Source organism: Candidatus Glassbacteria bacterium, assembly GCA_019456185.1.
Taxonomy (GTDB): domain Bacteria; phylum Gemmatimonadota; class Glassbacteria; order GWA2-58-10; family GWA2-58-10; genus JAJRTS01.
In genome coordinates this window covers 35,925-50,045 of the sequence record VRUH01000026.1, presented here as the reverse complement: position 1 = coordinate 50,045, position 14,121 = coordinate 35,925, and the positions used below count along the sequence as shown (strand labels likewise).

Here is a 14,121-nt window from a genome sequence, read left to right as displayed (position 1 = left end):
ATTTGTCGTTCACTGCTGCAAATCTAATAAGAATGGGGCTTAGCCCGCTTTGTTTTTAGTTTAACCGGACACTACTGAATCACAATCATAAAAATATTTAATTTCTTCGCGTTTATCCCAATGTGAGAAAATCGGCTGGTAAAATTCAGTTCCTGACAGTAAAAAGGGCTTCCTGATAAGAGGTAGCATGTATCTTTCAATTCCGGCTTCCAGATCTATTACTAAATTATTGTCCTCAAGGTACCAAGTTCGTTTTGGGAAAGGAAATCCAATTCTATGCGAGAAAAGAAATTCAAAAGACATGTTTAAAATGTAATACTCGTTTATTCTAAGAGAAAAACAACTCGGTGTATGATAAAAGCAAAGACTCTCACAGTCTGTGTAATTAATACCTTTTGGTGCATCTTTGATTTTTACAAGTACTAGTAACCGATCATATTTTCTAATCCTTGAACTGATGTGGTATGCCGGTCTAACACTTGCGATATTTTTATCCAGATAATAATAAGCTAACCAAAGACCTATCCGTACCTTATCAAACCAATCAAGAAGACAACTAATATCTATGTTTGTCAATTGCGCTTCATGTAATATATTCTCAACTACATTTTTTGCTTTGTTTTCTAACTCTGAATACTTTTCATTGCATTCAGCACAAGATGGAAATTTAAATTCATCAAATGCATACTGTCTTATCTTTGGCTGACTAGATTTTACAATACCATGTTTTGCTTGTCTGCTAGGTTCGCCAGTTAATTTTAACAACCAGCGTGGCAAAACATGTTCATTGCTCTTGTTTTTTGGCTTATTCCCGCAAAACACACAAAATTTATCCATAATGCAGTAATAAAGCGATTAGAGGTGATCTTTAGTTTCGCAATCTTTGAGTCAAGTCCTAAAAGTTCTGTAAAATTGGATTAAGAGTTAGAGGTTTAGGAGTAACAAGGTTTTGAGCTATGGTTATATTCTCATGAGCTAGGGGTTCCATGTTGAGGTAGCGGTAACCGGAGACCCAGGTATCGTGATGTTCGGCGGCCAGGGCGGAGACGAGCCTCAGGCAAGAGTTCTGGTTAGGGAAGATACGCACCACTCTGGTCCTTCTTCGGATTTCCTCGTGCAGGCGTTCCAGGCAGTTAGTAGTACGGATTCGCCTGCGGTGTTCTTCGGGGAAGTTGAAGCAGGCCAGAACCTCTTCGGCCGTGTTTTCCAGGTACTGAGCTACCTTTGGCGACTTTTGAGCGTAGAGACAGACCATCTTTTTCACCCTGTTATGAGCTGTTTCCCGATCAGGAGCATTGAAGATATCTCTGAGCTGATCGGCCAGTATTTTGCTGAGCTTTTTAGGGGCCGTACTTAACAGGTTCCTCAGATAGTGCACCTGACAGCGTTGCCACTGGCAGTCTTGAAAGTAACGCTCTATAGCGTTGCAAAGACCCTTGTGATCGTCAGAGATAACCAGTTGAACACCTTTGAGTCCTCTGTCGATAAGTTTTCTGAACACAGTTGCCCAGGTGGACTCGTTTTCAGTCGGAGCGCACTGGACAGCGAGCACTTCCCGGTATCCCTCACGGCTGATACCGACCACGGTAAGAACACCCTTTGAGATGATCCGGTGATCTTCCCGGACCTTGTGATACTGGGCATCAACGATCAGATAAGGGTACTGGCCGCTCAACTGGCGGTTGCGCCAGGCTTCGAGTTCTGTGTCCAGCCTGCCACAGAGGGCTGAGACCTGACTCTTGGAGAACTCGGTGCCGCAGAGCCGCTCAGTGATCGCGGTCACTTTCCTGGTTGAGACCCCTTGCAGGTACATCTGCTGCAGGGCCAGCACCAGGGCTTTCTCGCTGCGCTGGTAACGCTCGAACAACCCGGTCTGAAAACAGCCATCCCGGTCCTTGGGTACCAGCAGGTTGAGTGTGCCAACCCTGGTCCTCAGCATCCGGGGCTTATAACCGTTACGATAACCTTTGCGCTTCTCTGCTCTTTCGTAGGGAGCGGCTTGTAAAAACTCCGTGATCTCGCTCTCCAGATGCTCTTGGAGAAAGCTCTGGAGCAGCTCTTTCAAAAAGTCACTGTCGTTAACAAGGGCTTGAATTCCATCGCTGCGTTGGCTATCGTTTATCTGGGTCATCGTGGCCTCCGAGGTTGAGTTGACTTTCGTCGGTTACTCTCTATACCTCGGTAACTGCGATGGCCCTTTTTAGCTTATTGCCACCATACTCTTTCAATTTTACAGAAATTTAAGGACACAACCAATCTTTGTAATTCTTGTTTAATACATAGTAGGAAAAATAAGCCCCCGTATGCAGGAGGCTTTCATTAATAAAATTTTTTTACTTCCGCATAATCAGCGGCTTCACCGCTTCGGTCCAGACTTTGTAGCCCTTGCGGGTCATGTGCAGGCCGTCCTCCACGAACAGCTCGGGCCGCGGCTTGAATTCCCTATGGATAGTCCCCGTAAAAACAAGCTGTCTTTCTTTCGTATTTCTCCTCCTCTTCCGCCTCCTGATTAACGGCAATCAGTGGGCCGGTCCCAGCAGCACGGCATTGAGCAGCAGGCGGTTGGCGCTGTCGATAATGGCCCGGAAATTGGGGTCCTCGGTGAAGGCGACCACGTGGCCCGCGCCGGGCGAGGAGTACATCAGGAACGGTTTGAACGCAAGCTGGCGCACGCTCGGGCCGCGCCAGGTGTGGCCGCTGACCAGCAGCTTGTCAGCGCTGTCGAACACGGCGATATTACGGCCCTGATCTCGTTTCAGCGGACTGTATACCTGCCAGCCGAACGCGTACATCCGCGCGGTCTCCCCGTAGCCCGCGCTCAGCCAGTGGTCCTGGTCCAACCTGAGCTGCACCACCGCGCCGGGGACTGCCTGCGGGCCGGGGCGGTCCTGCTCGATAGTCTCCAGGAACTGCTTGTAGCTCTTGATTTCGGTTCCCGGCACGTGGCGTTTCTCTTCTTCTTCGTCGCCGTCGTCATCTTTTTGCTGCCCTGTGGAGTCCCCGTCCAGACGGTATTCCTCGCTGGCTTCGAGCAGGCCCGCGCCGCTGCCGGCCAGCCAGCGGGTCGCTCCCTGGATAGTCACCAGCGTGCCGCCGCGACGGACCCAGTCGGCCACCCGCTTTACTCCCGCCTCGCCCATCCGGTCGCCGAAATCCCAACCGTTGGGCAGGATCAGCACGTTATACTCGTCGATCTCGATCCGGTCGATATCCTCCGTGCGCACCGCTGTGACCGGTACGCCGTACTGGCGCTCGAGCACGTAACGGGTGGCTCCCGCGGAGTAGGAATGTGTCGGCTCGTTCCAGGCCAGCAGGACTCTGGGCCGCGGGATAAAGTGCACGGTCGGGCTGCCGAAATTGACCCCATCGCTGACCCAGGAGCTGCCAGTGGGCTGGAACCGGACCCCGTGGGCGGATTCGGCTGCCATGATTATCGCGGCCAGGGTATCCGGGTTGTTTTTGACCGGCACGATCAGGCTGCCGCGGGAGAATTTTTTGTCGCCGTGAGTGAATTGCCTGTCGCTGGAATAAACCCGCACGCCGCGGCGCAGCAGTTCGGCCAGCGCGCTCATGGCGCTGTTGGTCGAGCCATCGAGCACCCAGGCCAGCCGGGCCTCGCGTTTCATCGGCTCGGGCAGCGCGGGCAGTTCGTTGATTTCCTCATAAGCCGACTTCCGCAGCTCGTCTGTGCGGTAGCATGGCGTATCCATCAGCAGGGGCAGGCTCCAGGAAGTGATATCGTAAACCTGGTCGCCCAGACCAGCGTCGATCCGGCGCTGCTGCTCGGCGATAAACTCGTCGTCCATCGGCACCTCGGGTTCCAGCAGGTTGCGCACCAGCATGTAGCCCGCCTGCCGGGCGGGCACTACCCACGTGCCCTCGCCGAATGTCTGCCGCCCGGCGGAGCCGCCGTCGGCTGCGCGAAGGCCCCCGAGCTGGACGCTGCCGGTCAGGCGGCCCACTCGCAGGCCCTGACGGATCAGCAAGCCGGCCAGCTTGCGGGAGCGCGACGGGTCGGGTCCCGGCGGGATCAGGTATGCGCGGCGGGCGGGAATCGTTGAGGGCGGAGTACGGATACCGGCGAAATCTTCCAGCAGGCGGGCCCGGTTGCGTGAGGCTAAATCGGCGGTGGCCAGCGAGGCGATAGCGTGGTGGCGCACTGTCTCGCGATAGGGCATCAGGGTTTCGTTGTCTTTCTCCGCCACCAGCCCGCGGCTGGTGGCCTGCTCGTAGGTCATGCCGATGGAGCCGTTCAGCGACGGCCAGGTGCAGCCGTAGCCGGGGTAGTAGGCGTCGAAACTCTCGCGCGTGTAGTAGCGGAAACCGAACCTGTCGAACCACTCGGCGTTGTTCCTGCCGAATTCCTCGTACCAGTTGACCTGCCTGTCGGTCAGCTCGCGGTTAGTGGGGGGCATGGTGGGCGGGAAATAATAGGTGTTGTTGCTGCCCATCTCGTGCAGGTCGATAAACACATGCGGCCTCCATTCGAGGTAGGCCGCCACCCTGGCCCGGCTTTCGAGCTGGGTCATCGGGAACCAGTCGCGGTTCATGTCGAACAGGTAGTGGTTGGTCCGTCCGCCGGGCCAGGCCTCGCGGCGTTCCGCGCTGACGGGGTCGGAATCGGGCCAGCGGCCGGTGGTCTGGCGGAAATAGTTGACAAACCGGTCGCGGCCGTCGGGGTTCTGCAGCGGATCGATCACCACGATACATTCCTCGAATATCCGTTCCACGAGCTGATCGCCCCGCGAGGCCAGCAGATGGCGGGCGGTCCAGAGACCGGCGTCGGTACCCGAGGGCTCGTTGCCGTGGATCGTGTAGGCCAGCCAGACCACCGCCGGTAATTTTGCCGTAAGCTCTTTGCGTCTTGCGGCAGAGAGAGAGAGGGGCTGCGCCAGCTCCCTCAGTTCGGACTTGATATTCTCGAGTCCCGCCAGCCGCTCTTCGGTGGCGATTACCAGGTAATACAGCCTGCGTCCTTCCCAGGTCTCGCCGAAATGGACAAGCTGCGCCCGCGGGCTCGATTCGGCGAGGGCTTTGAGGTACATCTCCGTCTCGCCGTGAGTGGTGATCCGCTCGCCCCAGGTGTGGCCGGCAACGTCCCGGAGGGTGGGGATCGAACTGTCGTAGTCAGCGCCGGGCACGAACGGCTCGGTATCGACACCTTTCAGGTAAACATGGGCCGCGGCTGTACCGGCGACGAGGCAAAGGGTGAGGACGGCCAGCAGTAATCTGCGCATCGCGTACTCCCTCAGTTGGGGGGACAGTGATCGTTGGAAACTCGCAGCTAATAGTTTGCTAATCGGGTGAAGGAATAATAGTTTATCCCATCGTTCAAGTAAAGCTTTCAACACTGTTACTAAGGAGCACACTTTGATCAAACTGTTGCTGGGCGCGTTAATCGTGCTCCCCGTGCTGCCGGCCTCCTGCGGAGGACCCACGGCAAAGCAGGAAGACGCCGCCGGGGAAGAAGCATGCGAAAAATTCCAGTACGTCACCGAGCAGTTCGCCGACCTGCGGATCCTGCGCTACCGGGTTACCGGATTCGACCAGCTCGATATCAAGCAGAAGACACTGGCCTACTACCTCTACGAGGCAGCGCTCAGCGGCCGGGAAATCACTTTCGACCAGAACTACAAGCACAACCTCTGTATCCGGCGCACGCTGGAAAACATCTACCGCACTTACAGCGGCCGGCGCAGCGGGGAGCTGTGGGACGCGTTCGTGGTCTATCTCAAGCGGATCTGGTTCTCCAGCGGAGTGCACCACCATTACAGTTCCGGCAAGTTCGAACCCGGATTCAGCAGGGAATACTTCGCTGAACTGGCCTCGGGGTCGGATGCGGCAAAGTTCCCGCTGGAGCATGATGCGTCGGTGGAGGCGCTGGTGGCCCGGCTCGCCCCGCTGATATTCGATCCGGCGGTAGACCCCAAGGGCGTGAACCTTTCCCCCGCCGCCGACCTGGTTGCCGGCAGCGCCAACAATTTCTACGAGAACGTGACCCAGGCAGAGGCGGAAGCATTCTACGAGAAGATGATCGACAGGGACGACCCGACGCCGATCAGCTATGGATTGAACAGCAAGCTGGTGAAAGAGGACGGCAAGCTGGTCGAGCGGACGTGGAGGGTGGGCGGAATGTACGGCGCGGCGATCGAGCGGATAGTGTTCTGGCTGGAGAGGGCGGCGGGTGTGGCTGAAAACGAGACGCAGAAAGCCGCATTCGAGAAACTGGTTGAGTACTACCGCACCGGCGACCTGCGCACCTTCGACGAGTACAATATCATCTGGGTCCGGGATACCAGCGGCGTGCTGGACGTGATCAACGGCTTTATCGAGACCTACGGCGATGCGATGGGCTACCGGGCGACCTTCGAGTCGGTGGTGCAGCTCACCGATTTCGAGGCCACCCGCCGGATTGACGCTATCGCCGAGGAGGTCCAGTGGTTCGAGGACAACAGCCCGCTGATCGAAGAGCACAAGAAACCCGATGTCAGCGGCATCTCGGCCCGGGTGGTCAACACCGTGGTCGGAGCCGGGGCGGTCAGTCCCTCCAGCCCGATCGGGATCAACCTGCCCAACGCCAACTGGATCCGCGCCAATCACGGGTCCAAATCGGTCACCCTGGGCAATATCGTCAACTCATTCAACGAGGCCGGCAAGTCCAGCGGCGAAGTGGAGGAGTTCTACCTGAGGGACGAGACCAGGGCGCTGATCAAGCAGCATGGCGTGCTGGCCGATAACCTCCACACCGACATGCACGAGGTGATCGGACACGCCTCGGGGCGGATCGAGCCGGGAGTGGGGACACCCAGGGAGACGCTGAAAAACTACGCCGCCACTCTCGAAGAGGCCCGCGCCGACCTGGTGGCGCTCTACTACCTGCCCGACCCCAAGCTGGTGGAGATCGGAGTGGCGCCCACAACCGATATCGGCAAAGTGGCTTACGATGGCTATATCACCAACGGCCTGATCCGTCAGCTGCGGCGGATCGAGCCCGGCGAGGAACTCGAGGAGGCCCACATGCGCAACCGTCAGCTGGTGGCGCTCTGGGCCTGGGAGCAGGGCAGGGCGGACAACGTCATCGAGCGGGTGGAGCGCGAGGGCAAGACCTATTTCGTGGTCAACGACTACGGGCGCCTCCGCGAGCTGTTCGGCCGGCTCCTGCGCGAAATCCAGCGGATCAAGAGCCAGGGCGACTACGAGGCGGGCAAGGCCCTGGTGGAAACCTACGGGGTCAAAGTGGACGAAGCATTGCGGGCGCAGGTGGTGGAGCGGTATAAAAAACTGGGGATCGCACCCTACAGCGGGTTTATCAACCCCCGCCTGGTGCCTGTGGAGCGCGGCGGCGAGATCGTGGACGTGCGCGTGGAGTACCCGGAGGATTTCACCGAGCAGATGCTGTATTATGCGGACAAGTACTCGTTCCTGCCGACGTATAATTAGGAGTTGATGACAGATTTGGGATTGAAAAGGCGCGGGCATGTTGCCCGCGCCTTTTTGCGTTGATAACAATATTGCATAATGCTATTATTGATGAGTGTCAATCATTGGCAAGTCTAAAACTCCTTGAAAGCTGATACCTCAAGATGCCCAAAAAGAGAACATCAATTATTGTACTTTGCGTACTTGCAATTGGCTGGGGTGTATTACTTGACTTCATGGTAAGCAATAAAATTAGCAATGGCCTAATTGAAACTTGTTCTGATGCACTGAAATGGATAAATGGTAATCAGCTTGCGACAGCGATTATTGCAGCCGTGATTGCTGGAATTATATTGAAATTTATTAGAAGAAAACCAATTGCTTCACCGAAAGAAAAACAACCTCCTGGAACAACAAGCGAAACAGACCAACCAGAGCGGAAAGTATCGGTAGAAGAAGATAGAAAACCGATCTGGAACGTCTCCCACCCCCGAAACCCCTATTTCACCGGCCGCGAGGGTTTACTTGCCAGCCTGAGCGAATCCCTCACTTCCGGCGAACCGACCGCCCTGACCCAGCCCCGGGCGGTCCATGGCCTGGGTGGGGTAGGCAAAACCCAGTTAGCCTCGGAATTCTGCCACACCCACCGCGACAGCTACGAAGTTGTCTGGTGGGTACGGGCCGAGGAACCGACCACCCTGGCGACCGACTACGGAGAACTGGCGGTTAAGCTTGGCCTGATAGCCGAAGCGGATGCCAAGCTCGCGGAGCGCGTAGACGCAACAAGGGACTGGCTCAACAGCAACGGCGAGTGGCTGCTGGTGCTGGACAATGCCGGGGGACCGGGTGAGGTAAAAGAGTACATACCGAATTCAGGTTCCGGCCATACTATTATCACCTCGCGTAACGCAACCTGGGGCGGGACCGCCAAGCCGCTGAAAGTGGAAATCCTGGCGCCGGAAAAAGCGGTAAAATTCCTGCTGGATCGTACAAAGCAGAAAGATAAAAAAGCCGCAGCCGCATTAGCCGAGGAACTGGGCTGCCTGCCCCTGGCCCTGGAGCAGGCAGGCTCGTACATGGAAGCCACCGGCCAGTCCCTAGCCGGGTATCATAAGCTGTTCCGCGAGCAGTGTGAGACTTTGCTGGGTCACCCTCCCGGCTGCGGCGACTACGGCGAGACTGTAAGAACCACCTGGGAGATTTCTTTCAGCAAAGTAAAAGAAGAATCCCCGGCGGCGGTTGAACTGCTCAACCTCTGCGCGTTCCTGGATCCGGACAATATTTCGCTGGTGGATATTGTTAAGCAGGGTGCAGAGCACCTGCCCGCCGCGCTTCAGAAAGCCGCGGGTAAAGAACTTGAATTGGACAAAGCTGTTGCCGCCCTCAAAAAATACTCCCTTCTGGAGCGGCAGGACAATTTGCTCAGTCTCCACCGGCTGGTGCAGGAGGTGGTGCGGGAGCGGCTTTCCGGGGATGAGCGCACCGCCTGGGCCGGCAGGGTTTGTACGCTGATGGATGAAATCTTCCCATTTGAGTGGAATGATCCCGACACCTGGGCGGCGAGTTCCGCCCTGCGGCCCCACGCCCAGGCCGCCGCCGCGCAAGCCGGGCGGCTGCAAGTGTCACTTGAGCAGGCCGCAAGATTATACGATAAAATCGGTTGCCACTTGCACAGGCAGGCGGTTTACAAACAGGCGCTTGCCGCGCATCAAAAAGCGCTCCAACTTGCGGAAAATGAGCTTGGGCAGGATCATGAAAAGGTTGCAATATTTGCTAACAACCTCGGTGTAGTGCTTAAAGAAATGGGCGATTATCCCGCTGCGAAAGAGCACTACGAGCGGGCACTGCGGATTGACGAGGTAATCTACGGCCCGGATAATCCAAACGTCGGAATACGGGTAGGCAACCTTGGCGGTGTGCTTAGGGCCATGGGTGATCTGGTGGGAGCGAAAGAGCACTACGAGCGAGCGCTAAAGATACATGTGAATGTCTATGGCCCGGACCATCCTGATGTTGCAACTGGTGTCAGCAACCTCGGCATAGTGCTTCAAGATACGGGCGATCTGACGGGTGCGAAAGAGCACTACGAGTGGGCGCTACGGATTCACGAGGCCGCTTACGGCCCGGACCATCCTACTGTTGCAATAGACGTCAACAACCTCGGTGATGTACATCGAGAGATGGGCGATTATACCGCTGCGAAAGAACACTACGAGCGGGCGTTACGGATTGACGAAGCAGCCTATGGCCCGGACCATCCTGCTGTTGCAATAGGAGTCAGCAACCTCGGCGCCGTGCTTGGAGCCATGGGCGACTATGCCGCTGCGAAAGAGCACTACGAGCGGGCGCTACGAATTTGCGAAACCACACTCGGCCCTAAGCACCCTTCAATGGCTACCCGGCTGAACAATCTCGCCATTGTGCTCGAAAAAATGAGCGATTATGTGGGTGCGCAAGATTACTACGAGCAAGCCTTACGGATTGCCGAGGCAGCCTACAGCCCGGACCATCCTGAGGTTGCTACGGTTCTTCACAACCTTGGGGAATTGCTTGAAAATATGGGTAAACTTGAAAAGGCAAAAGAGCACTACGAGCGGGCGCTGAGAATCCTCCGCCAGTTCCTGGGCGATGACCACTCGAAAACAAAAGCAACCGCCGCGTTTTTGGAGCGGGTCAATAAAAAGCTAAAGGATTAAGCACGGTAATATTTACCTGGCTCACCCCCGCCCCTCCCGCCTGATATCCCCTGCAATCCTGTCGACCGCCATGATCAGCGAGTGCTCCAGGGCGCCGCCCTTGGAGTAGTCGGCCGGGACCAGGTTCGATACGCGCTCATCCTCGACAAAGCCCCAGGCGCGCCGCCATTTCTCGCGCCGGCCAGGGTCGTAGACCCCGAGCGCCACGCCGCCGCCTTTGCGGATCAGCGCGAAACACGGTACGTCGGTGTAACCGTCGCCCACGTACACCATCCGGCTGAACGGAACCCTCAGGCTTTCCCGGCTTACCCGGCGGTTGACCTCGAACGGCCGGGAGTCGTACTCGGGGCCGGCGAACCCCTTGCTGATCTGGAACAGGAACCGGGTCTTGTCGGTGAAAGATACCACGTTGCGCGGGAACACGATCTCGCCGGTGTCGGGGTGGCAGTGAAAATCCGACGCCCAGATCCGGTGGAATCTTTTACTGATTTTCGTATTGGCGATAATCCTGCGGATGCCGGAGGAGACCACGTAGAATTCGAGCGCGGTATCGGGATACGACTCGGAGATGGATTGGATCAGCTTGTCGAAGATGGCTGTGGCACCGGGCTGGAAACGTACCTTGCGGCCGAATTCCCGGAGTTTCTGATCCGTAATCCTCTCCCCCGGCGGCCGCCGGCGCGAAAGCTCGATCATCCGGTAGAGGTAGGCCGGGATCGGGTCCCAGCCCTCGGCGAGCAGAGGGTTGACACTCCCGGTCCAGAACTCGTCGGGGTCCACGCCCCAGTGGGCCAGGAACGCGCTGGTGGTGTCCGGGGCCAGGGTGTCGTCGAAATCGAAAACAATGCCGATAATTTCCGCCAAAATTCCACCTGCTTATTGTTTCAGCCATTCGAGAAACGTGGCCTCGTCGATTGTCTCCACGCCCAGCTCGCGCGCCCTGGCCAGCTTACTGCCCGGCTCCGAGCCGTAGAGCACGTAATCGGTTTTACCGCTCACCGAGCCGCTGAGCTTGCCGCCCCGGCGTTTGATCTCGGCGGCTGCCTTGTCCCGGGAGAAATTCTCGAGCGCGCCGGTCAGCACGAATTTCTTACCGTTGAACGGATTGCTCTCGGAAGGGACTTCAACCGTCGCCGACTCGCCGCCGAGGTCCACGCCCGCGGCCGCCAGTTTGTCGATCAGCTCCCGGTTCTCCTTCCCGTCCATGAACGCCGCCAGCGAACGGGCGATCACCGGCCCGATCCCGTCGATAGCCTCCAGCTCCTCGGAGCCTGCTCCCTCCAGCGCGAGAATGTTGCCGTAGCGGCTGATAATCAGCTCGGCGGCGATCTGGCCGACAAACCGCACGCCCAGGCCGAAGAGCAGTCTGTCCGCGCCCCGCCCCTTTGACTGCTCGATCTCAGCCAGCAGATTGGCCGCGCTTTTCTCGCCCATCCGCTCCAGTTCCGCCACTGACTCCAGCTCGAGCCTGTACAGGTCGGCAGCAGTGTGGACCAGCTCACTTTCCACCAGCGCATCGACCACCGCCGGGCCCAGGCCCTGGATATCCATCGCGTTGCGCGAGGCGAAATGGATCAGTCGCTCGCGCACCTGGGCGGGGCAGGATGCGTTGGTGCAGCGCCGGATCACCTCGCCCTCCGGTTTGTCGGCCAGCGCGCCGCAGACCGGGCAGGTGGACGGCATCTCGAAATTTTTACAGTGTTCGTCCCGTGCATCAAAATCCACTTCCACTACTTTGGGAATAATATCCCCGCCCTTCTCGATCCGGACCCAGTCTCCCTGGCGGATATCCTTGCGCTCGATTTCTTCCTCGTTGTGCAGGCTGGCGCGCGATACAGTGGTCCCGGCCAGTTGCACCGGTTCCAGGTTGGCCGTGGGAGTCAGCGCGCCGGTGCGGCCCACCTGGATTTCTATCGATTTCACCCGTGTGCGCGCCCACTCGGCGGCGAACTTGTAAGCCATCGCCCAGCGCGGAAATTTTGCCGTGGTGCCCAGTGCCCTGCGGTCTGAGAGCTTATTTAGCTTGATCACTACCCCGTCGGTATTGTAGTCCAGCTTTGTGCGTTTTGTGGCCCAGTCGCGGCAGAATTTCAGAACCTCATTTATCCCGAGGCATTTGCGCCAGTGCGGGTTGACTGGGAATCCGATTTTCTTGAGGTATTCGAGTACCTGGGAGTGATCGACTAAATCTTCCAGAGGCCCGCTGTGGCCGGCGCCGAGGAGCTGGTAGCAGAAAATCCGCAGGGGCCGGCCGGCGGTGATCGTCGAGTCGAGCAGGCGAAGGCTGCCGGCGGCGGCGTTGCGCGGATTGGCGAACGGGGGCTCTCCGTCCTGCTCGCGCTGCCTGTTGGCCAGTTCGAGACCGGAGCGGGTCATGTGGACCTCGCCGCGCACCTCCAGCACCGGCGCCGGTGACCGGCCAGCTCCCTCTGGGCGAAGTTTAAGCGGCAGAGCGCGGACAGTCCGCAAATTTCGGGTCACGTCCTCGCCGGTTTTACCGTCGCCGCGGGTGGCTCCGCGCACGAATTCGCCGTTTTCGTAGCGCAGGCTCACCCCCAGGCCATCGAGCTTGAGTTCGGCCACGTACTCGAACGGCCCGTCGCTGTCCAATCCGCGCGCCACCCGCTGGTCGAACGCCAGCAGCTCGTCCTCGCTGTAACTGTTGTTCAGACTCAACATCGGCTCCGTATGGGCCACCGCGCTGAATCCCTCCAGGACCTGCCCGCCGATCCGCCGGGTGGGACTGTCGGGGGAGCGGAGGTCCGGGTGGGCGTCCTCCAGTGCGCGAAGTTCGGCGTAAAGCGAGTCGTACTCGGTATCCTCGGCCAGCGGGTTGTCCAGCACGTAGTAGTGGTAATCCAGCTCGCGGATCCGTTCCCTCAGCTCATCAACTTTTTTTGCCGTATCTTTGTCGGCCATACAGGTTGACCTGAATTCAAGGGTAAGCGACTGATAATACAACTTGAGGCTGCGTGTCTACAGAATATATAAAACGGCCCCCGGCGCGGAGCAAAGACGAAACCGGCTGACAGGGGTACGGAATTACCAGAAGTTATAGGAAACCGAGGTGAAAAACATCCAGTCCTGGCGTTTGACAGCGGGCGTACGCACGGGCGGACGGCTGTCGTAGCGGCCCTCGAGCGTCATTTTAAGGTCGAAACTGCTGGTGAGTTGGCTGACCAGGGTAATCCCGAAGTTGAGCAGGTAGTCCTCCGTCTTGCCGAACCGGGGTTTCCAGGTGACATTCTGGGTGAGCCGGGTACGGCCGTTGAGCGTCAGCGCCAGCGCCTCGCTGGCCAGGTAATGGCCCTTGGTGCGGCTGGGCTGGTCGCGCAGGAACTCGGTCACCGGGTTGGCTCCGAAATTGAAGTCCACTCTCAGCCGTTTGCTGTCCACCGCGGAAATACCGACTCCGGCTCCAGGGGACAGCCGCAGGTTAACGCCGGCCTGACGGTTGTAGTCGGCGTCCAGGACCGCGAAAAAGAAAAACCACTCGCTCCGTTCCAGTTCGAACTTGTTCTTGAACGCGCCTTTGTTGGTTTTTTCGCCGCCCTCGCTGGTCGTATTGGTGACAGAGTTGTGCGAGATAAACCGGGTCTTGTCGCCATCCCGCTCGGCGTCGAACGTGCTGACCAGGGATGTCTGTTCCGAGTTGCCCCGGTTGAGGGTGTAGCCCAGCCCGAAACTCCCGCTCCAGTGGTCAGGCTCCGGCGGCGCTGCCAGACCGCTGGCCAGCAGGATACTGTCCGCCCTGGTCTTTAGAAGGTCCGCCGCCTTTTTGAGCGAGTCCGATCGGGCGCCAAGCAGTTTCGCGCGGGCATAGAGTTCAGCAGCAGCGGCCCTGATACCGCTCGTATCCGCTGTCCCCTGTCCGGCTGAGGGGGGCGCGGCGAGCAGCAGAGTGATTAAACCGATGCAGGCTGCGTGAGTTTTGAGCAATCGTCCGTTAATTCCCCTTCCTCCCTGCTGATTATGCCATGTGGATAAAATTAGCCTGGGCACGCCT

8 protein-coding genes are annotated in these 14,121 nt (G+C 58.0%); 2 read left to right on the top strand and 6 right to left on the bottom strand.

What is annotated here, in order from left to right; all coding sequences use genetic code 11:
- Positions 1-60: 60 nt before the first annotated feature.
- The 3 genes from FVQ81_10785 to FVQ81_10775 form a co-directional block, all read right to left on the bottom strand.
- Entirely contained in the window at positions 61-822 is a 762-nt protein-coding gene (locus FVQ81_10785; GenBank protein ID MBW7997031.1) for a hypothetical protein, read from the bottom strand.
- Positions 823-895: 73 nt separating this feature from the next.
- Entirely contained in the window at positions 896-2,131 is a 1,236-nt protein-coding gene (locus FVQ81_10780; protein MBW7997030.1) for an IS256 family transposase, read from the bottom strand.
- A gap of 388 nt (positions 2,132-2,519) precedes the next feature.
- Complete coding sequence (locus FVQ81_10775; GenBank protein MBW7997029.1) at positions 2,520-5,237, bottom strand: peptidase M14; 2,718 nt, start codon at positions 5,235-5,237, stop codon at positions 2,520-2,522.
- 172 nt (positions 5,238-5,409) lie between these two features.
- On the opposite strand from FVQ81_10775, the gene FVQ81_10770 reads away from it, so the two are divergent.
- A complete protein-coding gene (locus tag FVQ81_10770) occupies positions 5,410-7,440 on the top strand; it encodes a dihydrofolate reductase (GenBank protein MBW7997028.1) in 2,031 nt (676 codons plus the stop codon).
- A 143-nt stretch (positions 7,441-7,583) separates the two neighbouring features.
- Entirely contained in the window at positions 7,584-10,115 is a 2,532-nt protein-coding gene (locus FVQ81_10765; GenBank protein ID MBW7997027.1) for a tetratricopeptide repeat protein, read from the top strand.
- A gap of 21 nt (positions 10,116-10,136) precedes the next feature.
- Here the strand turns inward: FVQ81_10765 and FVQ81_10760 are convergent, their stop codons facing one another.
- From FVQ81_10760 to FVQ81_10750, 3 genes are all read right to left on the bottom strand, one after another.
- A complete protein-coding gene (locus tag FVQ81_10760; protein MBW7997026.1) occupies positions 10,137-10,979 on the bottom strand; it encodes a haloacid dehalogenase-like hydrolase in 843 nt (280 codons plus the stop codon).
- 12 nt (positions 10,980-10,991) lie between these two features.
- Positions 10,992-13,034: an NAD-dependent DNA ligase LigA gene (gene ligA, locus FVQ81_10755; GenBank protein ID MBW7997025.1), complete on the bottom strand. Its 2,043-nt coding sequence runs from the start codon at positions 13,032-13,034 to the stop codon at positions 10,992-10,994.
- Between the two features lie 123 nt (positions 13,035-13,157).
- Positions 13,158-14,117, bottom strand: coding sequence for a DUF481 domain-containing protein (locus FVQ81_10750; GenBank protein ID MBW7997024.1), 960 nt, complete (start codon positions 14,115-14,117; stop codon positions 13,158-13,160).
- Positions 14,118-14,121: the final 4 nt, after the last annotated feature.

What these genes read in the sequence shown, in the direction of transcription:
- ligA (MBW7997025.1), bottom strand. Translation starts at nt 13,034, where the DNA reads ATGGCCGACAAAGATACGGCAAAAAAAGTTGATGAGCTGAGGGAACGG.
- FVQ81_10765 (MBW7997027.1), top strand. Translation starts at nt 7,584, where the DNA reads ATGCCCAAAAAGAGAACATCAATTATTGTACTTTGCGTACTTGCAATT.
- FVQ81_10775 (MBW7997029.1), bottom strand. Translation starts at nt 5,237, where the DNA reads ATGCGCAGATTACTGCTGGCCGTCCTCACCCTTTGCCTCGTCGCCGGT.
- FVQ81_10780 (MBW7997030.1), bottom strand. Translation starts at nt 2,131, where the DNA reads ATGACCCAGATAAACGATAGCCAACGCAGCGATGGAATTCAAGCCCTT.